The 23433-nt window shown below is 70.7% G+C and carries 26 protein-coding genes and 1 pseudogene; 18 read left to right on the top strand and 9 right to left on the bottom strand.

The window, feature by feature from the left end:
• Together ITJ57_RS16585 and ITJ57_RS16580 are read left to right on the top strand one after the other, a co-directional pair.
• A complete protein-coding gene (locus ITJ57_RS16585; protein WP_003792170.1) occupies positions 1-99 on the top strand; it encodes a 30S ribosomal protein bS22 in 99 nt (32 codons plus the stop codon).
• A gap of 222 nt (positions 100-321) precedes the next feature.
• On the top strand, positions 322-630 hold the full coding sequence (locus tag ITJ57_RS16580; RefSeq protein ID WP_194671113.1) for a hypothetical protein: 309 nt from the start codon (positions 322-324) through the stop codon (positions 628-630).
• A 22-nt stretch (positions 631-652) separates the two neighbouring features.
• On the opposite strand, the gene ITJ57_RS16575 is transcribed toward ITJ57_RS16580, so the two are convergent.
• On the bottom strand, positions 653-952 hold the full coding sequence (locus tag ITJ57_RS16575; protein ID WP_056013896.1) for a helix-turn-helix domain-containing protein: 300 nt from the start codon (positions 950-952) through the stop codon (positions 653-655).
• Between the two features lie 191 nt (positions 953-1143).
• Here ITJ57_RS16575 and ITJ57_RS16570 point away from each other — a divergent pair, with 191 nt between their 5' ends.
• Together ITJ57_RS16570 and ITJ57_RS16565 are read left to right on the top strand one after the other, a co-directional pair.
• On the top strand, positions 1144-1404 hold the full coding sequence (locus tag ITJ57_RS16570; RefSeq protein WP_194671112.1) for a glutaredoxin family protein: 261 nt from the start codon (positions 1144-1146) through the stop codon (positions 1402-1404).
• A 43-nt stretch (positions 1405-1447) separates the two neighbouring features.
• Complete coding sequence (locus tag ITJ57_RS16565) at positions 1448-1762, top strand: Dabb family protein (RefSeq protein ID WP_194671111.1); 315 nt, start codon at positions 1448-1450, stop codon at positions 1760-1762.
• Positions 1763-1766: 4 nt separating this feature from the next.
• Here ITJ57_RS16565 and ITJ57_RS16560 read toward each other — a convergent pair whose 3' ends face one another.
• From ITJ57_RS16560 to aspS, 3 genes are all read right to left on the bottom strand, one after another.
• Positions 1767-2543: a putative protein N(5)-glutamine methyltransferase gene (locus ITJ57_RS16560; RefSeq protein ID WP_194671110.1), complete on the bottom strand. Its 777-nt coding sequence runs from the start codon at positions 2541-2543 to the stop codon at positions 1767-1769.
• A 90-nt stretch (positions 2544-2633) separates the two neighbouring features.
• Positions 2634-3086 carry a flavodoxin domain-containing protein gene (locus ITJ57_RS16555; RefSeq protein ID WP_056013909.1) on the bottom strand — a complete coding sequence of 151 codons (453 nt, stop codon included), beginning with the start codon at positions 3084-3086 and terminating at the stop codon, positions 2634-2636.
• An 11-nt stretch (positions 3087-3097) separates the two neighbouring features.
• Positions 3098-4438, bottom strand: a complete 1341-nt coding sequence (aspS, locus tag ITJ57_RS16550) for an aspartate--tRNA(Asn) ligase (RefSeq protein WP_194671109.1) — start codon at positions 4436-4438, stop codon at positions 3098-3100.
• Positions 4439-4523: 85 nt separating this feature from the next.
• Here aspS and ITJ57_RS16545 point away from each other — a divergent pair, with 85 nt between their 5' ends.
• Genes ITJ57_RS16545 through ccsB form a run of 5 tightly spaced genes read left to right on the top strand, consistent with a single transcriptional unit; the run spans position 4524 to position 9210 of the window.
• Positions 4524-5159 (top strand): histidine phosphatase family protein, encoded by a 636-nt coding sequence (locus tag ITJ57_RS16545; protein ID WP_194671108.1) that lies wholly within the window; start codon positions 4524-4526, stop codon positions 5157-5159.
• Entirely contained in the window at positions 5159-5767 is a 609-nt protein-coding gene (locus tag ITJ57_RS16540) for a TlpA disulfide reductase family protein (protein WP_194671107.1), read from the top strand. Before ITJ57_RS16545 ends, ITJ57_RS16540 begins: the two co-directional genes overlap by 1 nt.
• On the top strand, positions 5764-6510 hold the full coding sequence (locus tag ITJ57_RS16535) for a cytochrome c biogenesis CcdA family protein (RefSeq protein WP_056013922.1): 747 nt from the start codon (positions 5764-5766) through the stop codon (positions 6508-6510). The genes ITJ57_RS16540 and ITJ57_RS16535 overlap by 4 nt, the downstream gene beginning before the upstream one ends.
• Complete coding sequence (locus ITJ57_RS16530; RefSeq protein ID WP_194671106.1) at positions 6494-8158, top strand: cytochrome c biogenesis protein ResB; 1665 nt, start codon at positions 6494-6496, stop codon at positions 8156-8158. Before ITJ57_RS16535 ends, ITJ57_RS16530 begins: the two co-directional genes overlap by 17 nt.
• Entirely contained in the window at positions 8155-9210 is a 1056-nt protein-coding gene (gene ccsB, locus ITJ57_RS16525; RefSeq protein WP_194671105.1) for a c-type cytochrome biogenesis protein CcsB, read from the top strand. The genes ITJ57_RS16530 and ccsB overlap by 4 nt, the downstream gene beginning before the upstream one ends.
• Positions 9211-9387: 177 nt before the next feature.
• Here ccsB and ITJ57_RS16520 read toward each other — a convergent pair whose 3' ends face one another.
• Positions 9388-10365, bottom strand: coding sequence for an o-succinylbenzoate synthase (locus ITJ57_RS16520; protein WP_194671104.1), 978 nt, complete (start codon positions 10363-10365; stop codon positions 9388-9390).
• Positions 10366-10436: 71 nt separating this feature from the next.
• Here ITJ57_RS16520 and ITJ57_RS16515 point away from each other — a divergent pair, with 71 nt between their 5' ends.
• The 5 genes from ITJ57_RS16515 to ITJ57_RS16495 all read left to right on the top strand — a co-directional run bounded on the left by ITJ57_RS16515 (position 10437) and on the right by ITJ57_RS16495 (position 17409).
• Positions 10437-11909, top strand: coding sequence for a hypothetical protein (locus ITJ57_RS16515; RefSeq protein ID WP_194671103.1), 1473 nt, complete (start codon positions 10437-10439; stop codon positions 11907-11909).
• A 16-nt stretch (positions 11910-11925) separates the two neighbouring features.
• The gene (locus ITJ57_RS16510; protein ID WP_056013937.1) at positions 11926-12852 is read left to right on the top strand and encodes a 1,4-dihydroxy-2-naphthoyl-CoA synthase; all 927 of its coding nucleotides are present in this window, start codon (positions 11926-11928) and stop codon (positions 12850-12852) included.
• Positions 12853-12891: 39 nt separating this feature from the next.
• The gene (locus ITJ57_RS16505; RefSeq protein WP_228507309.1) at positions 12892-14064 is read left to right on the top strand and encodes an AMP-binding protein; all 1173 of its coding nucleotides are present in this window, start codon (positions 12892-12894) and stop codon (positions 14062-14064) included.
• Positions 14065-14211: 147 nt separating this feature from the next.
• Positions 14212-16335: an acyltransferase family protein gene (locus ITJ57_RS16500; protein WP_194671102.1), complete on the top strand. Its 2124-nt coding sequence runs from the start codon at positions 14212-14214 to the stop codon at positions 16333-16335.
• Between the two features lie 39 nt (positions 16336-16374).
• Positions 16375-17409, top strand: coding sequence for a 1,4-dihydroxy-2-naphthoate polyprenyltransferase (locus ITJ57_RS16495; protein ID WP_194671101.1), 1035 nt, complete (start codon positions 16375-16377; stop codon positions 17407-17409).
• Between the two features lie 13 nt (positions 17410-17422).
• On the opposite strand, the gene ITJ57_RS16490 is transcribed toward ITJ57_RS16495, so the two are convergent.
• Entirely contained in the window at positions 17423-17770 is a 348-nt protein-coding gene (locus ITJ57_RS16490; protein ID WP_370582464.1) for a DUF4229 domain-containing protein, read from the bottom strand.
• 71 nt (positions 17771-17841) lie between these two features.
• On the opposite strand from ITJ57_RS16490, the gene ITJ57_RS16485 reads away from it, so the two are divergent.
• Genes ITJ57_RS16485 through ITJ57_RS16475 form a run of 3 tightly spaced genes read left to right on the top strand, consistent with a single transcriptional unit; the run spans position 17842 to position 20926 of the window.
• The gene (locus ITJ57_RS16485; RefSeq protein WP_194671100.1) at positions 17842-18267 is read left to right on the top strand and encodes a PLD nuclease N-terminal domain-containing protein; all 426 of its coding nucleotides are present in this window, start codon (positions 17842-17844) and stop codon (positions 18265-18267) included.
• Positions 18264-20006, top strand: coding sequence for a 2-succinyl-5-enolpyruvyl-6-hydroxy-3-cyclohexene-1-carboxylic-acid synthase (gene menD, locus ITJ57_RS16480; protein WP_194671099.1), 1743 nt, complete (start codon positions 18264-18266; stop codon positions 20004-20006). Before ITJ57_RS16485 ends, menD begins: the two co-directional genes overlap by 4 nt.
• 56 nt (positions 20007-20062) lie before the next feature.
• Positions 20063-20926: a polyphosphate kinase 2 family protein gene (locus ITJ57_RS16475; protein WP_194671098.1), complete on the top strand. Its 864-nt coding sequence runs from the start codon at positions 20063-20065 to the stop codon at positions 20924-20926.
• Positions 20927-20942: 16 nt separating this feature from the next.
• On the opposite strand, the gene ITJ57_RS16470 is transcribed toward ITJ57_RS16475, so the two are convergent.
• The 3 genes and pseudogenes from ITJ57_RS16470 to ITJ57_RS19510 all read right to left on the bottom strand — a co-directional run.
• Positions 20943-22181 (bottom strand): isochorismate synthase MenF, encoded by a 1239-nt coding sequence (locus ITJ57_RS16470; RefSeq protein ID WP_370582463.1) that lies wholly within the window; start codon positions 22179-22181, stop codon positions 20943-20945.
• An 89-nt stretch (positions 22182-22270) separates the two neighbouring features.
• Positions 22271-22894 (bottom strand): transcriptional regulator, encoded by a 624-nt coding sequence (locus ITJ57_RS16465; protein WP_228507307.1) that lies wholly within the window; start codon positions 22892-22894, stop codon positions 22271-22273.
• 50 nt (positions 22895-22944) lie between these two features.
• Positions 22945-23112 (bottom strand): annotated as a pseudogene (locus ITJ57_RS19510) (helix-turn-helix domain-containing protein); the annotation flags it as partial.
• Between the two features lie 101 nt (positions 23113-23213).
• On the opposite strand from ITJ57_RS19510, the gene ITJ57_RS19875 reads away from it, so the two are divergent.
• Positions 23214-23420 carry a hypothetical protein gene (locus ITJ57_RS19875; protein WP_194671097.1) on the top strand — a complete coding sequence of 69 codons (207 nt, stop codon included), beginning with the start codon at positions 23214-23216 and terminating at the stop codon, positions 23418-23420.
• Positions 23421-23433: the final 13 nt, after the last annotated feature.

Genomic DNA, 23433 nt, shown 5'->3' with positions numbered 1-23433 from the left:
GTGGGTTCTGTTATCAAGAAGCGCCGCAAGCGTATGGCGAAGAAGAAGCACCGCAAGCTGCTTCGCAAGACCCGTCACCAGCGCCGCAACAAGAAGTAGCGGGCCGCTCCGTCAGGAGCGCTCAAGGACATCGCGTCCACCGGAAGCGCCGGCCCTCGAGGGCATGGCGCTTTCTGGCGTTGGCGCGGTGATCGGGCAACGCTCGCGCTCAGGGCGACGACGCTCCTCCACAAGCGAGCCAGGCAGCGACCGGTCCACAGCACGTCGCGGCACGCGGCCCCTCGGCCCGAGATCGTCGGCGGTCCTTCGTACCGTCGTCCCATGACCCGTGATCTCCCGCCCATCGCCCGCCGCAACCGTCGCGAACCCGCCTACCGGGTGCCGCTCATCGTCGAGCGGGACGACGCCCCGCGCTACCGACTGCGGAACGTCAGCGACGAAACCGTCCACTGGGTCGTCCTCCGGATGATCGGGCCGGGGTTCCTGTCGCCGCTGCAGCCGTGCCGGTTGACGCCGGGCAGCGCGCTCGAGTTCGAGGTGCTCGGCAGCACGCTCGCGCGGGCGAGCAGCGTGCAGGTGTCGTGGTTCCGCCCTGGCGGTCACCAGTACCTGTGGCCCATCACCTTCTGAAGGGCGTCCCCAGGGTGAGGCCTCAGCGCTCCTGGTCCCGTCGTGCCGCGAGCAGGTCGCGCGCGGTCAGCTTGTGCGTCCGGCCCGGGTACATGTCGGCGTCGAGACCCGTGACGAACTGCGCCGGGTCGAGGTCGAGAGCGGTGCTCAGGCGGACGAGGGTCTCGACGCTCGGGTGCACCTGCCCGCGCTCGATCTTGCCGATGTTCGTCCAGTGCATGCCGGCGAGCACGCCGAGGTCCTCGAGGGTCAGCTGGCGCTCGTTGCGGGCGGCGCGGAGGCGCTCGCCGAGGATGGTGGCGGCTTCAGAGTGTGCAGGCATCACTCAATGACAACGGACCTCGACCGGCCGATGCCAGAGCGTCTGGCACCGATGCTTTCGGCATCAATGCTTCTGTCGCTGTCCGTCTCGTCACGTGGCACCCGAGCATCGTCGCAGACACCCGCCGGAAAAGCGACAGATGTCGTCGGAGGACCGCGGCCGGGCCGTGGGCCACCCCGTACAGTGGAAGCGTGTCCTCTCTGCATCTCACGCTCATCGGCAAGCCCGGTTGTCACCTCTGCGACGATGCGCGCGCCGTGATCGACGAAGTCGTCGCCGGTCTTCCCGCCGACGCCCCGGCGATCGAGCGGGAGGAGCTGTCGATCGTCGACGACCCGATCCTGCACGACCGCCACTGGGAGGAGATCCCCGTCGTCCTCATCGACGGCAAGGTCCACAACTATTGGCGCATCGATCCCGACCGCTTGCGGGCGGCCCTGCTCGCCGGCTGAGTCGTCGGACCAGCCGCCACCGTCCCGACCCATTGGAGTCCCCGTGACCATCCGCCACATCGTCAGCTGGAAGCTGGCCGCCACCGACGAGACCGAGCGCGACGCCGCCTTCGCCACGATGCAGGCCGAGCTGGAAGGCCTCGCCGCGGTCATGCCGGACGACATCGAGAGCCTGCAGGTCGGGCGCAACATCGCGTACCCCGAGAGCAACTGGGACGTCGTCCTGGTCGGCGACTACCCGAGCCTCGAGGCACTGGAGCGCTACCAGGTGCACCCGGAGCACGTCCGCGTGGTGCAGATCGTGCGTCAGCTCGTCGTCGAGCGGTCCGCCGTCGACTTCGAGCTCGCGCGCCCCTGAGTCGTCAGCGACGGACCCCCTCGACGGCTGTGCCGTCGAGCTCCTCGTCGCGCCGGATGACGGCCGAGTAGCCCGCCGACTCCATGAGTCCCGCCGTCCGCTCCGCTTGACGCGTGCTGGTCTCGACGATGAGGTGGGCGCCTGCGGGGAGCCACTCCGACGATGCCGCGATGAGTCGTCGCTGAACGTCGAGGCCGTCTGTGCCGCCGTCGAGTGCGGTCGCCGCCTCGTGGTCACGAGCCTCCCTCGGCATCAGGGGGATCGAAGCGCTCGGCACGTACGGAGCGTTCGCGACGAGGACGTCGATGGATCCGCGGAGGTGGTCCGGCAGGCCTCCGAAGAGGTCGCCCACCACCACGGCACCGCCGAGCGGCTCCAGGTTGTGACGGGCGCTCCGCACTGCGGTCGGATCGATGTCCGACGCCCAGAGCTCGAGGCGGCCCGGCCACTCCGCGAGCAGCGCAGCGCCGACCGGCGCGACACCGCAGCAGAGTTCGACCACCGTCGCGCCCTCGTGCAGGCGCGCCGACGCGAGCTCCACCAGGAGACCCGTCCGCTGGCGCGGCACGAAGACCCCCTCGTCGACGACGAGCCGACGGCCGCGGAACACCACCCAACCCAGGAGCTGTTCGAGCGGACGTCCGTCGACCCGAGCACGGATCATCGCTTCGAGCTGCTGCGGGTCACTCGCCTCGGCGAGGAGCAGAGCCGCCTCGTCTTCGGCGAACACGCAGCCCGCGTCGCGCAAGCGTCGGACGACGGCGTCGGTCGCTGCACCCATCACATCGCACCCCTCGATCAGATGATCGAGGTTACCCGGCCGGCGGTGTCCGAGTCACGGTCGGGACCGTCGGACTCGTCGCGGCTGTGGTCAGAGCTGTTCGGCTGCCGCGAGCACGCCGGGCAGCCAGGCGAGCGCGACGTCCTTCTTGCGTTCGAAGCCACCGTCGTCGTGGAGCCCGAACTCGCCGAAGCGGGTGGCCCCGTTCTCCGTCAACAGGGCGTCGAGCAGGGAGCTGCCCTGGTTGTAGGTGTCCTCGTAGCTGCTGTCGCCGAGCCCGAAGATGGCGTAGCGGATCCCGTCGAGGTCGGTGCCCGACTCCTCGAGCGCCTCGTAGAAGATCTGACCGGTCTCACCGAGCAGACCGTCGCCGTACGTCGAGGTGATGAAGATGTGGATCTCGTCGGCCGAGAGTTCGTCTGGGGACACGTCGCCGAGGTCGACGACGCGCCACTCGTGCTGCGACCCGATGGCCTTGCCGAGGTCGTTGGCGAGCCGTTCGGCGTTGCCGGACTCGGTTCCGTAGAGGATGACGATCTTCATGGGCGTCCTCTCTACGGGGCGAGGCGGGTCGGGCCGCGGAACAGGTAGGTCACCTCGCGGATCGAGGTCTCGTGCAGCATGAGCATCAGCACGCGGGCGAGGCCCATGCCGAAGCCGCCGTGCGCCGGGACGCCGTAGCGGAAGAAGTCGAGGTAGAACTCGAGCTCCTCGGGCTCGAGGCCCTTCTCCTTCGCCTGCTCGATGAGCACCTCGACGCGGTGCTCGCGCTGGGCACCCGTGGAGATCTCGACGCCGTTGTAGATGAGGTCGTAGCTGTTGGTGAGCGAGCCGTCCTCGCTGTTGCGCATGTGGTAGAACGGCCGGATGCTCGAGGCGTAGTCGGTGAGGAAGACGAACTCGTGGCCGTAGGTCTCCTCGACGTAGGCCGCGATCTGGCGCTCGCCCTCGGGGTCCATGTCGTCGTCGGCACGCGGCACCTCGTAGCCGCGCTCGGCGACGATGCGCTTGGCCTCGGCCAGCGGGATGCGCGGGAAGGGGCGGGACGGGACCTCCAGCTCGATGCCGAAGAGTTCCGCGATCTGCTCGCCGTGCTTGGCCTTGACCGCAGTGAAGCCGGCGACGAGGAGCTCCTCGTGCAGCGTCATGACGTCCTCGTGCGAGTCGATCCAGCTGATCTCGGCGTCGACGCTCGTGAACTCGGTCGCGTGACGGCTCGTGAACGAGGGGTCGGCGCGGAAAGCGGGTCCGACCTCGAACACCTTGCCGAAGCCGGCGGACTGAGCCATCTGCTTGAAGAACTGGGGTGACTGCGCGAGGTACGCCTTGCCCTCGAAGTAGTCGACCTCGAAGAGCTCGGCGCGCGACTCGCTTGCGCTCGCCATGAGCTTCGGGGTGTGGATCTCGATGAAGTCGTTGTCGATCCAGTACTGACGCAGCGCGTGCTCGAACGTGGTCTGGATGCGGAAGATGAGCGCCTGCTTCGGCTGACGCAGGTCGAGGAAGCGCCAGTCGAGACGCTTGTCGAGTGAGGAGTCCGCTGCGATCGGCGTCTCGGGGTTCGCCGCGGTGACGACGTCCAGGGTGGCGACCTTGACCTCGATGCCGCCGAGCTTGACCCGCTCGTCGTGCTTGAGCTCGCCGGTGACGGTGATGAAGGAGCCGTGCGCGAGGGCGGAGATGGCCTCCGTGGTGGCGAGGCGCTCGGCGGACCCCTCGACCTCGGGGTCGAGTTCCCGGACGGCCGGGTTCACCAGTTGCACGGCGCCGCTCTCGTCCCGGAGGACGACGAACTGCACCTTCTTCTGGTCGCGGACGGTCTCGACCCATCCGGAGACGGTGACGGGACCGTCGGACAGGGCGGCCAGGTTCTTCACAACGACGCGTTCACTCACCCCGACAGCTTAGCCGTCGCTCGTCGTTCGGATCCGGATGGAGGTCACGGTGAATCCGCAGCTTGGGGAAACGTACACTTGGAGGGTGGTAGCCGACCAGATCCATCTCGTGCGTCACGGCGAGGTGCACAACCCTTCTCGTGTGCTCTACGGTCGACTCCCCGCGTTCCGGCTGTCAGAGCTCGGCGAGCGCATGGCTCAGGCGGCCGCCGACGACCTCGTGGGCCGCGACCGCCCGATCAGCGCCCTGTACGCGTCTCCGCTGCAGCGCACGCAGGAGTCCGCCGCCCCGGTCGCCGCCGCCTTCGACCTCGCGATCGTCGCCGAGCCCCGGGTCATCGAGCCGTTCAACGAGTTCGAGGGCAAGCGGATGAGCCGCGCGCTCAAGAACCCGCTCAACTGGTCCAAGCTCCGCAACCCGTCCCGGCCGAGCTGGGGCGAGCCGTACGCGTCGATCGTGAACCGCATGACGGCCGCGATCGAGGACGCCTGGCGGGCGACGCCGTCGGGCGATGTCGTCCTCGTCAGCCACCAGTTGCCGATCTGGATGATGCACAGCTCCGTGGTGGGTGCGCCGTACCGCCACGACCCGCGCCGGCGCCGGTGCGCGCTGTCGAGCATCACCACCTTCGAACGCACCGAGCACGGCTTCCTGGAGGTCGGCTACGTCGACCCGGCAGCGCGTCTCGCGTCCGGCGCCACCGATGTCGGGGCGGTCTGATGGCGCGCAGATCGAGGACGTTCGCCGTCGCCGCCGTGTTGGCCGTCGGGGCACTCCTGCTGACGGCCTGCGGCAGCGACCCGCTCGCGGACCAGTACCGCGAGGGCAGCAGCAAGGGGTACGTCGCGGGTGACGGCAGCGTGACCGAGGTCGCGGTCGAAGACCGCGGCGAGGCGATCAGCTTCTCGGGCGTCGGCGAGGACGGCGAGCAGATCTCCTCCACGGACTACGCCGGCCAGGTCATCGTCGTGAACTTCTGGTACGCCGCCTGCGCGCCGTGCCGGGCCGAGGCGAAGGACCTCGAGGCGCTGAACGCCGACTACACCGGCAAGGGTGCGACGTTCATCGGCGTCAACGTGCGCGACACGGCCGACACCGCGAAGGCCTTCAACGGCACCTTCGGCATCACCTACCCCTCCATCCTCGACGTCGACAGCGGCGAGGCGAAGCTCGCGTTCACCGGCAACGTCCCACCGAACGCCGTGCCGACCACGATCGTCCTCGACGCCGAGGGGCGGGTCGCCGCGCGCATCCTCGGGCAGCTGCAGGACCGCACCATCCTCGACACCCTCATCCGCGACACGATCGCCGAGAGCTCCCCAGAGTGAGCCCGGGCGAGCTCGTCTACGGCGGCCAGCTCCTCGTGGCGATCCCGATCGCCATCGCGGCCGGTCTGCTGTCGTTCCTCTCGCCGTGTGTGCTGCCACTCGTGCCCGGCTACCTCGGGTACGTCGGCGGCATGACGACGGTCGAGGAGGGCCGGTCGGCGGCAGGGCGACGACGCGTGCTGCTCGGCGTCAGTCTCTTCATCCTCGGGTTCACCGTCGTGTTCGTGGCGATCGCCGCGTTCGTCGGCACGGTCGGCGCCTGGGTCGTCGAGTGGGAGGGCGTGATCACCCGCGTCCTCGGGGCGGTCGTGATCCTCATGGGGCTCATCTTCATCGGGCAGTTCTCCCGGCTGCAGCGCACGGTCCGTACGAGCTGGGCACCGGCGACGGGCATCGCGGGGGCTCCCCTCCTCGGCTTCGTCTTCGCCATCGGCTGGACCCCCTGCCTCGGTCCCACGCTCACCGCGATCAGCGCCCTCTCGCTCTCCGGTGGCTCCGCCTGGCGAGGCGCCCTCCTCGGGCTGTTCTACTGCCTCGGTCTCGGCATCCCCTTCCTCCTCGTCGCACTCGGACTCGGTTGGGTCACGGGGTCGCTGGCGTTCCTCAAACGGCACATCCGCACGATCAACATCGTCGGCGGCGTGCTCCTCATCGTGATCGGCGTGTTGATGGTCTCTGGTCTCTGGTCCGCATGGATGTACTCGTTGCAGGGGGTGATGAGCGGCCTTGTCACGCCCCTCTGATCACATCGATTCCGTCGCCCCGGCTCCGGCCGACGGCGTGAACCAGCCGAAGCTCGGCTTCGTCGGGTGGCTCCGGTTCTTCTGGCGCCAGCTCACGAGCATGCGCACGGCGCTCTTCCTGCTCCTCCTCCTCGCGATCGCCGCGGTCCCCGGCTCGCTCGTACCGCAGCGGTCGAGCGACCCGAACGGGGTCACGCAGTACTTCACCGACAACCCGGACCTCGCACCGATCCTCGACAAGGTCCAGGCCTTCGACGTCTACAGCTCGGCCTGGTTCTCCGCAATCTACCTCCTGCTGTTCATCTCGCTCATCGGTTGCGTGATCCCACGGACGAAGCACCACTGGCAGGCGCTCCGGTCCCGCCCGCCCCGCACCCCGGCGCGCCTGTCCCGCCTCTCCGCCTTCGAGCGTCGCAGCGACGACAGCGGGGCGACCCCCACCGAGCTCATCGACGACGCGACGAAGCAGCTGAAGCGGCAGGGCTACCGGGTCGAACGCTACGACGCGGATGGCTCGGCGTCGGTGTCGGCCGAGCGGGGCTTCCTCCGCGAGACCGGCAACCTCGTCTTCCACTCGGCGCTCGTCGGCATCCTCGTCACGGTCGGCTTCGGCGGCGGCTTCGGGTTCTCCGGGCAGCGGGTCCTCGTCGAGGGCCAGACCTTCGTCAACACCCTGCTCGACTACGACTCGTTCAACCCGGGCCGCTTCTTCAACGAGTCGGAACTCGCGCCGTACAAGCTGACGCTCGACGAGTTCGGCGTGACGTACGAGACCGAGAACCTCGACGCCTACGGTCAGGCGATCGACTACCGCGCCAAGGTCACCGCGACCTCGCCCGGCGGGAAGCCGCAGGACGCGACGATCAAGGTCAACGACCCCCTGCGGTTCGAAGGCACCGACGTGTACCTCCTCGGCAACGGGTACGCGCCGACGATCACCGTCCGTGACCCGGAGGGCAAGGTCGTCTTCAGCGACTCCATCCCCTTCCTTCCGCAAGACGCGCAGCTCACCTCGCTCGGCATCGTCAAGATCCCAGACGGACTGGCCGAGCAGCTCGGCATGATCGGCTTCTTCTACCCGACGCAGGCCGCATCCAAGCCACCGTTCTTCTCGTCGTACCCCGACCTCGCGTACCCCGTGCTGACGCTCAACGTCTACTCCGGCGACCTCGGCATCAACGCCGGTGCCCCGAAGTCGGTCTACGCGCTGGACGTCGACGACATGAAGCAGCTCACCGGTGGCGACACCGGCGTCGAATCCATCGAGCTCTCGCCCGGTCAGATCACCGATCTGCCGAACGGGCTCGGGACGGTGTCCTTCGACAACGTGGCAGCCAACCCGTCGACGGAGAACTACGCCGGCTCGGTCAAGCGGTTCGCCTCGTTCGACGTCCACCACGATCCGACCCAGCTGTGGGTCCTCGCGTTCGCCATCCTCGCCTTGTCAGGCCTGATCACCTCGCTGTTCGTCGCCAGGCGCCGCGTGTGGGTCAAGGCCGTGGCCGGCGCCGACGGCACGGTCTCGCTCGAATACGCCGGCCTCGCTCGTGGCGAGGACCCCGGCCTCGAGGCCGCCGTCGAAGCGATCGCGGAAGCCCACAGCCCAACGCCTGTCCCGTCCGAACCCGAAGGTAGAATCGCCCCGTGACCCTCGTCGAAATCTCGAACCTCTGCCTCTGGTCGGCTGTCGCCGTCTACGCGCTGGCGTTCATCGCCTTCACGTTCGACCTCGCGCGCCGAAGCGCCGAGGTCACCGCGGCGATCGACGCCGCTGAACGCGAGCACGTCGAGCAGGCGGCCGCCGCCCACGAGCGCGTCGGCGCCCTCGCCAACGCGAGCGGCGGTTCGGTCGCACCGATCAGCACGAGCGACGGCGTGGTGCGCAAGTCCCGCCGCCCGGCGGACGAGCCCGAGCAGCAGGCGTCGCGGAAGTCGCCGAGCCTCCGGGTCGGCGTCTCGCTGACGGTCATCGCCTTCATGCTCCATCTCGTCGCCGACGTCACGCGAGGAATCGCCGCCGGTCGGGTCCCGTGGGCCAACATGTACGAGTTCGCGATGACGGGCACGCTGCTCATCGTCGCCGTGTTCCTCGTCGTCATCACGCGCGTCGACCTCCGCTTCCTCGGCAGCTTCGTGATCGGTCTCGTCACGGTCCTGCTGGGCCTCGCGACGGCCAACTTCTACGTCGAGGTCGTCCCGCTGCCACCGGCGCTCCAGTCCGCCTGGTTGGTCATCCACGTCTTCGTCGCGAGCCTCGGCACCGCGTTCTTCGCGATCGGGTTCGCGCTGAGTGTCGTGCAGCTCCTGCAGGGACGCCGCGAGCGCCGCCTCGGACTCGTGCAGCCCGCGCAGAGCTCAGGGCCGCTCCGCTTCCTGCTCACCCTGCCGAACGCCGAGCGGCTCGAGAACCTCGCCTACCGTGTGAACATCATCGGGTTCATCTTCTGGACCTTCACCCTCATGGCCGGCGCAATTTGGGCCGAGCGGGCCTGGGGACGGTACTGGGGCTGGGACACCAAAGAGGTGTGGACCTTCATCATCTGGGTGATCTTCGCCGGGTACATCCACGCCAGGGCGACCCGCGGTTGGCGCGGATCCCGGGCGGCGACGCTCGCGATCATCGGCTTCAGCGCCGTGATGTTCAACTTCGTCGTGGTCAACGTCTTCTTCAAGGGCCTGCACGCCTACAGCGGCTTGTAACGGGAACCGGTCGTCGGTTTCACCTTCGCCGGTCCCTGATCCCCCTCACCGGTCCCTGGTCCCCTTCACCGGTCCCTGGTCCCCTTCAGCGGTCCCTGGTCCCCTTCACCGGTCCCTGGTCCCCTTCAGCGGTCCCTGATCCCTCCACCGGTCCCTGAGCTTGTCGAAGGGCGTGCGTCAGCCCAGCAGTGAGTGCGTGCGTCGCAGGCGGTCGAGCCACCAGGCGGTGCGTTCCGGTGACGCGGAGAAGTGGTCGAGGAGGTCGACGTCCACGTCGACGCGTCGCACCGCGATGCCGCCGTCCTCCGGGTCCAGGGGGCTCGTCGTCACATCGCCGCCGAGCAGCGCCGTGGTGGCGAGCCCGCAGTCGTAGTCGAGCTCGGGCAGTGCGGCGGCGAGGTGGGCGCCCATCGAGATCCCGACGGACGTGTCGAGCGCGCTGGACACGACGATCGGCAGCCCTGCCTCCCCGGCGATGCGGAGTGCCGCGTGGACGCCTCCGAGCGGCTGGGCCTTCACGACGAGCAGGTCGGCGGCTCCGGCCCGCGCGACGGCCAAGGGGTCCTCCGCTTTCCGCACGCTCTCGTCGGCCGCGATGGGGACGTCCAGCGAGGAGACGCGCTCGCGGATCTCGGCGAGTTCGGCGACGGTCGCGCACGGCTGTTCGACGTACTCGAGGTCGTACGGTTCGAGGGCACGGATCGCGTGCTCGGCCTCGTCGACGTTCCAGTTCGTGTTGGCGTCCACCCGCAGCCGACCTTCCGGTCCGATGGCCTTCCGGACGGCCGCGACGCGCGCGACGTCGTCGGCGAGCACCTGGCCGCGTTCGGCCACCTTCACCTTCGCAGTCCGGCAACCGGGGAAGCGGGACAGGATCGCCGGGACGTCGTCCGCGCCGACGGCGGGGACGGTGGCGTTGACGCGGATGCGGTCCCGGTTGAGCGGCGGCGACGCCGACCAGCCGAAGTCGATGGCGGCTCGAAGCCAGGCGGTGGCCTCGTCGTCGTCGTACTCGACGAAGGGGGAGAACTCCGTCCATCCCTCCGGCCCGCGGAACAGGACGGCTTCGCGGGTGTCGATGCCGCGGAAGCGGACGCGCAGCGGGATCGAGACCACGCGGGCCGTGGCGAGGATGTCGTCGATGGTGGCGAGCATGCCCCTATCCTGCACCCTCCGATGCGCGGCCCCTCGGGGAGCCGGTGGACGGTCGTGACACAATCGGACGCGTGCCGCTGTTCTCCCGACGCAAGCCGACGCCCGGTGGTGGCCGTGGTGTGCCCGCGGACGAGCCGGGGACGTTCAGCGTGCCGGAGCCGATCTTCGAAGCCGTCGCCGAGCCCGAGCCCGTCGAGGTGTCCGATGCCCCGGTCGAGGCCGACGCCGAGGCGTCCGGGCCACGCGACCCGAACGCCCCACCGGTCCCGGGCGGCTCATCAGCCCCACCGCTGACGAGCTCACCCGCCGTCGTGCCGGCATCGGCGGACCAACCGACGCCGGAGGACCTCGAGGCGGCGACCGCCCGCTTCCGCCGACCGGGTTCCCGCGGACGGCAGCAGCGCGCGAGTCCCTCGGCTCGCCGCGCTCGGAGAGCCGCTCGGTCGAAGGCCGCGCGCTCGAAGGCCGCCGTCGTCGTTCCGAAGGCCGTCGAGGCCGAGGAGGCGGCTCCGGGCCGGAATGCTGTGACAGCACCCGGCGCGAGCGCGTCCCAACCGGCACGAACGGGAGGCTCGGCCTTCTCTCCGCCGATGCTGCTGCTGGCGGTCGTCGCCGTCACCCTCCTCGCCGCTCTCCTCGCCGTCGTGTACCGACCGGGTGAGGGCGCTTGGGCGGTCGTCGCGGCACTCGTCGTCGTCGGTCTCGTCCAGCTCGTGCTGGTGTTCGCGAGCGTCGTCGTGATCCGGCGGAGGGCGCGACGACTGGGCGTCCTGGCGCTCGTCCTGCTCCTCGTCGTCAACCCGGTCACGGCGATGACGGTCGGTGGTCTCGTGTTCGACCGGTCGGACGGCGACACCGCCGCCGGCGGGACAGGTGACGAGGACCACGACCCGATCTGGGACACCTATCCCGGCTCCGCCTACGTGGACGCGAAGGAGACCCTCGACGGACCGAGCTACGAGGCGTTCGTCGACCGCTCCGAGACGATCCTCGCCGACATCCGGACCGCCCTCACCACCGAGTTCGGTTTCGAGTGGGTGGAGCGACAGCCGGCCGAGAGCGAGCTCGACCACAACGGCTACGGCGGCGACTCGATGCTCTACGAGTACGCGGCACCGGTGTGGCAGACGACCACGACCGTCCGCACCTTCGACGAGAAGTCCCGGGTCGTCGAGATCATCCGCGGGGTCCTGTTGCGCTCGGGCATCGCGAACCTCGACCTCCAGAACGCGCCGTCGTCGTGGCGCGAACCCGGCGAGCTGACGGAGCAGTACGGCGGCGAGACGCTCGACACCCAGGCGCTCTGGGACCTCCACACCTACGGCGCCATCACGAGCGCGGGGAGCTTCGGCGCGAGCATCGTCGACCTCACCCTCGACAGCGCGGGGACGGTCGAGAAGGATCGCCAGTTCGACGTCACGTCGGGCATGGCCCTCGAGGGGATCGAGTTGCACCTCGACTCCTACGCGCTCCTGAAGGAGGCCGACCGCGCCGACTTCCTCGCGGCCCTCGAACCGTATGCGGACCTCGACAAGCCGAAGTAGTGCCTAGGCTGGACGCATGAGCGATCGTGTGTCCGAACTGTTCGACCCGGAGATCTGGGACGTCGTGCCGGGGTTCGAGGACCTCACCGATCTGACGTACCACGTCGCGCGCGAAGGCGGCTTCGTCCGCATCGCCTTCGATCGTCCCGAGGTGCGGAACGCCTTCCGCCCGCACACGGTCGACGAGTTGTACCGCGCGCTCGACCACGCCCGGCAGAGCCCGACGGTCGGGGTCGTGCTGCTCACCGGCAACGGGCCGAGCGCGAAGGACGGCGGCTGGGCGTTCTGCTCGGGCGGCGACCAGCGCATCCGCGGCCGCGACGGCTACCGCTACGCGAGCGACGACGCCGCCGACGACGAGACGGCGAGCGGCATCGACGCCGCGCGCAACGGCCGACTCCACATCCTCGAGGTCCAGCGACTCATCCGGTTCATGCCGAAGGTTGTCATCAACCTCGTACCCGGCTGGTCGGCGGGCGGCGGGCACTCGCTCGGCGTCGTGTGCGACCTGTCGATCGCGAGCCGTGAGCACGCTCGGTTCAAGCAGACCGACGCCGACGTCGGTTCCTTCGACGCCGGATACGGCAGCGCCTACTTCGCCCGCCAGGTCGGGCAGAAGTTCGCACGCGAGGTGTTCTTCCTCGCGCAGGAGTACGACGCGGAGCGTGCGCTGCAGGCCGGTGCGATCAACGCCGTGGTCCCGCACGCCGAGCTCGAGCAGACGGGCGTCGCCTGGGCGCGGACCATCCTCGGGAAGTCGCCGACGGCGATCCGCATGCTGAAGTTCGCGTTCAACGCCGTCGACGACGGGCTCGTGGGACAGCAGGTCTTCGCCGGGGAGGCCACCCGGCTCGCCTACGGCACCGACGAGGCGGTCGAGGGGCGGGACGCGTTCCTCGAGAAGCGCAGCCCCGACTGGGCGCCGTTCCCCTGGCAGTTCTGAGTCGGTCGCGCGACGCGGCACCCGGCGTACGCTGAGGGCATGACCCGTCCGCTGCACCCCGTCGAGGCGACCGCGTCGGCGATGTCCTCGGCGCTGGAAGCCGCGCTCGACGGTTCCGGACCGGCGGTCCTGCCGGTGCAGACCGGGGTCGCGTCGCCGCCCACCGCCGCACCGGTCTCGGTCGACGACCGGGTCGCGCTCGTCATCGAGACCTCGGGGTCGACCGGTGTGCCGAAACGGGTGGCGCTCACGGCAGACGCCCTGCTGGCGAGCGCGAACGGCTCCGCGGCCGCGCTCGGGGGGGACGACGTCGCCAGAGGGTCGTCGCAGTGGATCCTCGCGCTGCCGGTGCACTACATCGCCGGCGTGAACGTGCTGCTCCGGTCCATCGTCGCCGGGACCACGCCGATCGAGCTGCCGACCGGGTCGTTCGACGCCCGGGTGTTCTCGCGACACGTCGAGGCGATCTCCGCCGACGCCGGCTTCGCCGCGCTCGTCCCGGCACAGCTGCGGCTCCTCGTCGAGGCGGCGGAACAGAGCGCCTCGATGCGCGACACCCTCCGTGGCCTCTCGGGGCTCCTCGTCGGCGGCCAGGCCACTCCGCGTCCGCTGCTCGAGCGGTCGGCGTCGCTCGGTCTGCGCGTCGTGCGGAGCTACGGCTCCAGCGAGACCGCCGGCGGATGCCTCTACGACGGGGTGGCGTTCCCCGGCGTCGAGGCGCGGCTGTCGAACGGTGAGCTCCTCCTCGCCGGACCGGTGCTCGCGGAGGGATACCTCGGCGAGCCCGACCGCACGGCCGCCGCGTTCCCGCACGAGGGTGGTCGGCGGTGGTACCGCACCGGGGACACGGCCGAGCTCGCGGACGGCGTCGTGCGGGTGACCGGTCGCGCGGACAACGTCATCATCAGCGGTGGCGTCAACATCTCCCTCGACCGCGTGCAGGCGACCGTGCGGTCGGTGGCGGGCCTCGCCGAGGCGGTCGTCGTCGGCATCCCGGACGAGCGGTTCGGTCAGGCCTCCGTGATCGTCGCCGAGCGCGACACCGCCGTCGAGGGGCGGTCGGACGACGCGCTCCTCGAGACGGCCAGGAGCACGGTGGCCGAGGCGCTCGGACGCCCGGCGCGCCCCGCGCGGCTGGTGCGTGTGGACGAGCTGCCGCTCCTGGCGAGCGGCAAACCCGACGTGGTCGCGCTCCGCGCACGGCTCGGCTGACGCCGCAACGGACGACACCACCGACGCTTCCGTCCGCGGTGGCGTGGCGGTGGTTTGCGAGTGGTTCTCGCATACGGCAAGCTCTCCCATGCGCGTCGACGAGAGGCCGCAGCCGGGGGACGACGACAGGTGACAACGACGAGCGACATGGGCACCACGCCCGCCAGGCCGACGGCGGCGTTCCGCGCCGACATCCAGGGCATGCGGGCCCTCGCGGTGACCGCCGTCGTGCTCGCACACGCGACCGGATGGCCGACCGGTGGCTTCATCGGTGTCGACGTCTTCTTCGTGATCTCCGGGTTCCTGATCACCGGCCTGCTGCTCCGTGAGCACGAGCGGTCCGGGCGCATCTCGCTGCCGGCCTTCTTCGGTCGGCGGATCAAACGGATCCTGCCCGCAGCGCTCGTGGTCCTCGCCGCGACCACCGCCCTGGCGTCGTGGCTGTTCAACACCCCGAGGGCGACGTCGACCTGGTGGGACGCGGTGTCGGCCGCCCTGCTGGTGTCCAACTGGCGGTTCGAGGCGTCGGGCACCGACTACTTCCACGCCACGGACGCGGCGTCCCCGCTGCAGCACTTCTGGTCGCTCTCCATCGAGGAGCAGTTCTACCTCGTCTGGCCGCTGCTCCTCCTCATCCTCCTGGCCGTCGCGGCCAAGGGTGCCAGACCGGTGCTCCGCTCGCGCGTCGTCGTCGGGATCGTGCTCGTCCTGATCGTCTCGGCGTCGTTCGCCTTCGCCGTCTGGCAGTCCGCGGCGGCACCGCAGGCCGCCTACTTCGCGACCGGCGCGCGCGTCTGGGAGCTCGCGGCCGGCGCGCTCCTGGCCGTCTGCGCCCCGGTGCTCGCACGCCTCCCGATGGCGATCCGGGTGATCGCCGGGTGGGCGGGGCTCGCCGGAGTCGTCGCATCCGCCCTGCTGATCACCGGGTCGATCGGCTTCCCCGGGCCCTGGGCGCTCGCCCCCGTCGCGTCGGCGCTGCTGCTGATCGCCGCCGGGACCGGAGCCGGGCCGGCCTACTCCCGGTGGATGTTCCCCCTCGCCAACCCGCTGAGCCGCGGTCTCGGGGCCATCTCGTACTCCGTCTACCTCTGGCACCTGCCGATCCTCGTGTTCGTCCCGATGCTTGTGCCCGGCACAGCCCTGAGCACGGTCCCCGGGATGCTCGCGCTCATCGGCTGCATCTCCGTCCTGTCCTTCCTGCTCGTGGAGCAGCCGCTGCATCGGACGCCGCTCGTCGGCACGTTCCGCGGCGACCCCGAGGGTCGGGCGGCTGCCTGGACCGCGTGGCGGGACCGGTTCGGTCAGCAGTTCCTGTACTCGGCCGTCGGCCTGGTGATCGTCGCCGGATCGGCCGTCATCGTGCTCGGGCCCGCACTGCGCATGCCGGTGGCCGCCGGAGGGCCGGCGGCCGTGGCTGCACCGGTGGGGGATCCGTTGCAGAGCATCGCGGGGGAGCTGCAGCTCGCGGCTGACGCGACGAGTTGGCCGGACGACCTGTCGCCGAGCCTCGACGACGCGATCGGTGCGACCTCGAGCACGAATCCGGCGCGGGCGTGCTTCGACATCGGCGCGACACCCGACGCGGGGTCCTGCACCTGGGGTGATGCCGGTGCCCCGAAGCACGTGTACCTCGTCGGCGACTCGACGGCGCTCGCCTACGCCCCGGCGTTCCGAGCGATCGCCGACCAGAGCGGCGGTGCGTTGCGGATCACCACGATCGGGCTGTACGGGTGCCGCTTCACGCAGGACCTCGTCCAGAACAGCGGCGCGGGCGTCATGGACGACTGTCCGACCCGGAAGCACGACATCGCCGAGCGCATCGCCGCGGACCAGCCCGACCTCGTGATCGTCTCGAACGCGTTCACCGACGGCCGCTCGACCGACGGACGCGCCCTGGACGCGACGGCGATGGTCGCGTCGACGCTCGCCGAGACGACCGCGTACCAGGTCCCCGGCCGGGTCGTGCTCCTCGCGCCACCGCCGCTCGGTGCCGAGCTCGGATCCTGCTACTCGCGGGTCTCAAGCCCGCAGGACTGTGCCGTCGGGGTGGACGCCGCATGGACCGACTTCGCGACCGCCTCGGAGTCGGCCGCGGCGGCAGCGGGTGAGCGGTTCATCTCATCGTTACCCTTCAGCTGCGTCGACGGCGTGTGCCCGGCCTTCGCCGGGACGACCCCGACGAAGTACGACCGGGTGCACCTGACACCGGCCTTCGCCGAGCACATCGCTCCGGCCGTCCTCCAGACCCTCCAGGCGGCCGGCGCACTGTGACGAGATCCGCCGGAGGGCTCCGCGGGTAGACTCGCCGTCGTGGCACATGGAGCACGGCCGGCAGCGCCGAAACAGCAGAAGACGTCCGCACAGCGCCCGACCGCGGGACGCGGGGCGAACGGTGGACGATCCGGCAACCCGGCGCGTGGCGGCGGGCGCAAGGTCCCGCTCGCGAAGCCGGCGACGTTCCGCGACTGGGTCGGAGCCGCGCGGATCCGCACGCTCCCGATGGCGGTCGCACCCGTCCTCATCGGTACCGGTGCCGCGTCGATCATCGCCGGCCCCGGCGTCTACCACCCGGTCCGTGCGCTGCTCTGCCTCGTCGTCGCCCTCGCGCTGCAGATCGGCGTCAACTACGCCAACGACTACTCCGACGGGGTCCGCGGCACGGACGACCAGCGGGTCGGCCCGAGCCGCCTGACCGGTTCCGGCGCGGCGAAGCCCAAGGCCGTCCTCGCCGTCGCGCTCGTGTTCTTCGGCATCGCCGCGGTGGCCGGCATCGTCCTCACGATCCTCACCCAGTTCTGGTGGCTGCTGCTCGTCGGCGCCGTCGCGATCATCGCGGCCTGGTTCTACACCGGAGGCAAGCGCCCCTACGGGTACTTCGCGCTCGGCGAGGTCTTCGTGTTCGTCTTCTTCGGCCTCGTCGCCACGCTCGGCACGACGTTCGTGCAGGTCGGTCGGCTCAATCAGGAGGCGTGGTTCGGCGCGATCGGTGCCGGCCTCATCGCCTGCGCGGCGCTCGTCGTCAACAACCTCCGCGATCTCGAACAGGACAAGGCGGTCGGTAAGCGCACGCTGTCCACCTTCATCGGCCGCATCGCGTCGAAGGTGCTCTACTGCGTCCTGCTGCTCGTGCCGTTCGTCATCGCCGGGTTCCTCGCGCTCTTCTACCCGGTCGCGTGGCTCGCGATGTTCGGCCTGCTCGCCGCACTCCCCGCGTGCGTGATCGTGCTGTTCTCGACGACCGCGAAGGAGCAGATCCTCGCGCTCAAGCTGACGGGACTCGTGCAGCTCGTGTTCGGCGTGGTGCTCGGCCTGGCGTTCTTCTACACCCCGGGCATCGCCGCCTGACGCGGTCCGGACGCTAGCGCCCCTGCTGCTCCTCAGGCGTCGACGCCGCGGGTGCTTCTGCGGTCGTGGCATCCTCGGCTCCGGGGGTGCGCACGGTGTCGGCGTCGAGCGCCGCGTCCTCGGCGTCCTCGTCGTCGTGCGGCACCGGCTTGTCGCCGTGCCGGCGGGCGAAGAGCTCCTGCGCCACCGTCTCGCGCGGGGTGCGCAGGAAGATATAGGAGACGCAGAGCCCGATGATCGCGGCGATGATCGCGGCGATCCAGGGCTGCAGGCCCGTGAGGAAGACGAGGAGCAGGAGCGGCACCGCGAACGCCAGCAGGCGGAGCACGGTGTACCGGACGGCGGCGGGAACGCGATTCACCAGTCAAGTCTAGGCGTCGTCCCTGAAGGCAACCCCAGGCAATCACGTCACCTGGCGTTTACGATGGAGACATGGTTCGTCTCTGGATCGGCCTCGCCGTCGCGGCAGTCGTCTTCATCGTGTATTCGGTGGTGGACTGCGCAACGATGCCGCGAGACCGCGTCCGGGGCATCTCGAAGCCGTCGTGGATCATCGCCATCCTCCTGCTGCCGGTCATCGGTGGCCTGCTCTGGTGGATCATCGGCCGGGTCCGCGCCCCGAAGGCGGCGCCACGCGGCTCCGCTCCCGACGACGACCCCGACTTCCTCAAGAAGCTCGATGCCGAACGCAACCAGGCGAAGCGCATCCGCGATCTCGAAGACGAGCTGAAGCGCTTCGACGATGAACCCGGTGGCACCGGTACCGGAAGCGGCTCCCACGACGACCCGGCACCCGAGTCCGACACCCCTGACGACGGCCCCGGTCGGAAGCCGCCCGGCGCACCGAGCGCCTCGTGACCCCGCCCGCAGCACCCGAGCCCGTCGGCTCGGCCGCTTCGGCGAGCCCGGCGAGCGCATCCGCGTCGGCGCTCCTCGGGGCGTTCGTGGCCGCCGGCGTCTCCGACATCGTGGTGTGCCCAGGGTCGCGCTCGCAGGCCCTCGCGCTTGCGGCGGCGGAACTCGCGGCCGCGGGACGGATCGCCCTGCACGTGCGGATCGACGAACGGGTCGCCGGATTCCTCGCGCTGGGACTGGCCGTGGAGAGTGGCCGGCCGGCCGTCGTGATCACCACTTCCGGGACCGCGACCGCGAACCTGCACCCCGCCGTCCTCGAGGCGCACCAGTCGCGCGTGCCGCTGATCGTCCTCACCGCCGACCGGCCGATCGAGGCCCACGGGGTCCGCGCGAACCAGACGACGCGGCAGGACGACCTCTACGGTTCCGCGACACGCCTCGCCGTGGTCACCGAGGCCCCGACGGGTGCCGAGGGTGAGCAGCGAGCGGCGCGCGAGCTCGCACGCGAGGCCTACGACGCGGCGACGGGCATCCTCGATCCCGGTCCGGTCCACCTCGATCTCGCGTACCGCGAGCCGCTGTCCGGTGCCTTCGAGCCGGAGCCGGATGCAGACGCCGAGGCCGAGCCGACGGCCGGCCCGAGTGTCACAGCCGACGACCACCCGCGCTACCCAGGACGTCCCCGGCTCGTGCTGGAGCGTGGACCGAGGACCCTGGTGGTCGCCGGGCACGACGCCGGCCCGGCGGCCGAGCAGCTGGCGGCCGACGGTGGCTGGCCGCTCATCGCCGAGGTCTCGAGCGGAGCCAGGTTCGGACGCCAGGTCATCGCCGCCTACCGCGAGCTGCTGCGGGAGGACGACTACCGCGAGGCGGTCGAGCGGGTCGTCGTGTTCGGCCACCCGACGCTCAGCCGTGAGGTCCCGCTCCTCCTGCAGCAGGACGCGGTCGAGACGATCGTCGTCGCCCCCGCAGGAGCCGAGGTCTACAACCCCGGGCGCCGTGCCGACCACATCGTCTCCTCGGTCACCGTCGAGCCTGGTCCCGCCGACCGCGCCTGGCTCGGTGCCTGGGTCGTCGGATCCCGAGAGCGGGTCGTGGACCCGTCGCCCGCAGCACCCGACCTCGCCGGCCTGCATTCGACGACGCCGTCCGAGCGCCTCGCCTCGGTGCGGGCCGAGCTCGACGCCGTCCGGCTCCCGGTGACCCGCGAGGTCCTCGTCGACGCCGTCTGGCGTGCCACCTGGCCGCACGACCGCCTCGTCGTCGGTGCGTCGCGGCTCATCAGGGTCGCCGACGGGCTGGTCCCTGGACGAAAGATCCGTGTGCATGCCAATCGTGGCCTCGCCGGGATCGACGGCACCATCGCGACCGCCACCGGCATCGCGTTGGCGAGCCAGGCCGACGGCGGACCCGGTGTCACGCGCGTGCTCCTCGGCGACCTCGCGTTCCTCCACGACGTCGGCGCGCTGCTCCTCGAGGACGGCATCGCGCCGCGCCTGCAGGTGATCGTCGGGAACGACGGCGGCGGCACCATCTTCGACGGGCTCGAAGTCGCACGGAGTGCGCCGAGCGAGCTGTTCGACCGGGTGCAGTACACGCCGCAGCGGGTCCGCCTGGAGTCGCTCGCGGCCGCGTACGGCTGGAAGTACCGCTCGGCGACGACCCGGGCGGAGCTCGACCAGGCGTTCACCGCGCCGGTGACCGGGCCCGTCCTCATCGAGGTACCGCTGCCGCGAGCCTGACCCAGCCTGCCGCGGGAGGGTCGACTTCCGAGCCGCGGTCCGGCCACAATGGGCGGATGAGCGCATCGAAGCACGCATCGACCTGGACGGCACCCCCTCGAGACACGCTCCGCGTGGGGGAGGGCTTCCTGCTCGCTGACGTCGACCCCGCGTCGACGCCCGGGTTCGACGGTGACAAGCGCCAGGGGGTGCCCGAGCTGGCCGCCGGCGTGCCCGAGCTGTCCGAGCTGCAGGAGCGGCTCTTCGCGGCGAGCACGCAGGGAGCCCCGGACGCCGTGCTGCTCGTCCTGCAGGCGATGGACACGGCCGGCAAGGGCGGCATCGTCAAGCACGTCGTCGGCTCCGTCGATCCGCAGGGGGTGCACCATCACGCCTTCAAGAAGCCGACGGAGGAGGAGCGCGCCCACGACTTCCTCTGGCGGGTCGAGTCCCAGATCCCGATGCCCGGACAGATCGGGGTCTTCGACCGCTCACACTACGAGGACGTCCTCATCGGCCGGGTTCGGCAGCTGGCGGAACCGGCGGAGATCGAGCGCCGTTACGGGGCGATCAACGACTTCGAGGCGAGGCTCGTCGCTGGCGGCACGCGCATCGTGAAGGTCATGCTGCAGATCAGCTCCGACGAGCAGAAGGCTCGTCTCGCGGAGCGTCTCGAGCGGCCGGACAAGTACTGGAAGTACAACCCGGGCGATGTGGACGAGCGGGAACTGTGGCCGGCCTACCAGGAGGCGTACCAGACGGCCTTCGAGCGGACGAGCACCGACGCCGCCCCCTGGTTCGTCGTGCCGGCGGACCGCAAATGGTACGCGCGGATCGCCGTGCAGCGTCTGCTCCTCGACGCCCTCGAGGACATCGACCCGCAGTGGCCGGAGGCCGACTACGACATCGCCGTCGAACAGGCGAGGCTCGCGGCGAGCTGACGCGCGCGGCCTCGGCTCAGCCGAAGGCCTCGACGATCGGGCGGAACTTCATCTTCGTCTCCAGGAGCTCGGACGTCGGGTCGGAGTCGGCGACGATGCCGCACCCCGCGTGCGCCGTGATGTCGCCGTCGGGAGCGATCTGCGCGCAGCGCAGGGCGACCGCCCACTCGCCGTCGCCCGAGGCGTCGACCCAGCCGACCGGTCCGGCGTAGCGGCCGCGGTCGAACGGTTCGAGCTCGCGGATGAGCGCGACCGCGTCGCGGGTCGGCGTGCCGGCGACGGCGGCCGTCGGGTGGAGGCCGTCCATGAGGTCGAGCGACGAGGAGCCGTCGGACAGGCGGCCCTCGATGTCCGTCGCGAGATGCCAGAGGTTCGGCAGCTTCAGGGTGAACGGCGTCTCGCCGCTCCGCAGCTCCGGGCTGTGCTCCCGGAGGGCGGACAGCACCGAGCGGACGGCGAACCGGTGTTCGTCCTGGTCCTTCCGGCTCGTCGCGAGCGCGAGTGCCTGATCGCGGTCGCCGTCGGCGTCGAGCCCGCGTGAGATCGTTCCGGCGAGGACGCGGGCCGAGACGGCTCCACGGTCCACCCGCACGAGCGTCTCCGGGCTGGAGCCGATGAACCCGTCGACCGCGTAGGTCCAGCAGTCGGGGTACCCGAGGGCGAGGTCGTGGAGGACCCGGCGGCGGTCGGCCTCGGCCGGGAGGTGTCCGGTGAGGTCGCGAGCCAGCACGACCTTACTCAGCTCGCCGGCCTGGATGCGGGCGATCGCCTGCTCCGCCGCGCTGACGTAGCCGTCGCGGGACTGCTCGCCGGGGACCAGCTGGATGCGGTACTCCGGGCCGTACCCGGTGGTGTGGGGTTCGACGTCGTCGGCGTCCCCGCTGAGTCGGACGCGCGTGATGAAGCTGGCGTCGGCGTACCGGCCGATGATGGTGCGTGGCACGATCAGGACGCTCGTCGCGGCGGACTCGTCGTCGAACGCGAACGTCCCGAAGGCGACGAGGCCGGTGCCGGGTCGTCGCACCTCGTCGGTGACGTCCGCGGCGGCGCACACCTCGCGCCATGCGGCTGCGGCGCTCGCGAAGCGGTCGGGGCCCGAGAACTCGAGTCGCAGCGCCTCGCCGAGTCCGACCAGGCCGTGGCCCTTCCGTACCCAGAGGAGCGGGGACGTCTGGTCGGCGAAGGGGAGGAGCTGGCGCGGGTCGTCGATGGCGACGGTCTGGGCGACCAGTGACGAGGTCGGGGGAATGGTCACCGTTCAACCCTACGCCTGTGGGCGGGCCGTCCCTCCCCGTCCACGGCGCGCACTCGACCCCGTCCGGTCACGCCGGTCTCGGCCCGCGGTCAACCGGCCGACGGGGCGAGTTCCTGCAGGCCGGTCACGCCGAGGAGGGTGAGTTTCCCGGCGTCCCGACTGCCCGGGGCCGCCGTGTAGACGACGATGCGCAGGTCGGCGCCCGGGGTGGACAGGACGTCGCAGTCGACGGTGATGGGGCCGACCGCGGTGCGGGTGACCGTCTTGCGGCTCGCCCGATGCTCCGCGACCCTGACTTCGGACCAGCGTCGCTCGAACTCGGCCGAGACCGACCGGAGCCGCGCGACGAGACGGCTGAGTTCATCGTCGTGGGGGTACCGGCCCACGGCGGCGCGGAGGTCGGCGGCCAGGTCGCTCGCGAACTCCTCCTCGTGCTGCTCGTCGAAGTCGGTCCCCTCGTGGCCGGACGTGAAGTACCGCCACACGAGGTTGCGGTCCGGGGCGCTGAGCGCGGAGGGATCGCCGTTCACCGCGGCCCACAGCGGGTTCCAGAGGAGGATGTCGTGGGCTGCGGAGAACACCGCCAGCGGGACGTCGGCCAGGCGGTCGACGATGCGCTGGACACCGGGGCCGATGTGCCGGGGGACGACGCCGGCCGCGGGTGGTGCCGCCCCGGCGACCCGGTAGAGGTGGTCGCGTTCCTGATCCGACAACCGAGGGCGACGGCCAGCGCGCGCAGCAGCTGCGGCGACGGGTTCCTGGCGCGGCCCTGCTCGAGTCGGACGATGTAGTCCACGCTGATCCCCGCCAGTGCGGCCAGTTCCTCACGCCGCAGGCCCGCGGTGCGTCGCACCGGACCGGCCGGGAGGCCCACCTCGGCGGGCGAGACACGCTCGCGCCAGGCCCGGAGTACGCCCGCGAATTCATGCATCCCGCCATTGTGCCCCCGGTGGCGTCCCGCATCGTGGTACTGCGGGTCCTCCTGTCGACGGGGGCCTGGTGGGTCGGTGGCCACGGGCCCAACATGGACGCATGACCACCACACTGATCACCGGGGCCAACAAGAGCCTCGGTCTCGAGACCGCCCGCCGACCTCTCGAAGCGGGCCACACCGTCTACGCGGGCATGCGCGACGTGAGCCGCGGCGAGGGCACGGACGCCACGGTGGCGCTCGCGCTCCTCGGTCCGGACGGACCCACCGGTGAGTTCCACAGTCGGCATGGACGCATCGCCTACTGAGCACGTCCCTGGG

This window comes from Plantibacter sp. VKM Ac-2880 (assembly GCF_015351235.1).
In the GTDB taxonomy this organism is placed as follows: domain Bacteria; phylum Actinomycetota; class Actinomycetes; order Actinomycetales; family Microbacteriaceae; genus Plantibacter.
Note: the sequence above shows the minus strand (reverse complement) of the source record. Positions and strands in the feature narration are given on the sequence as shown.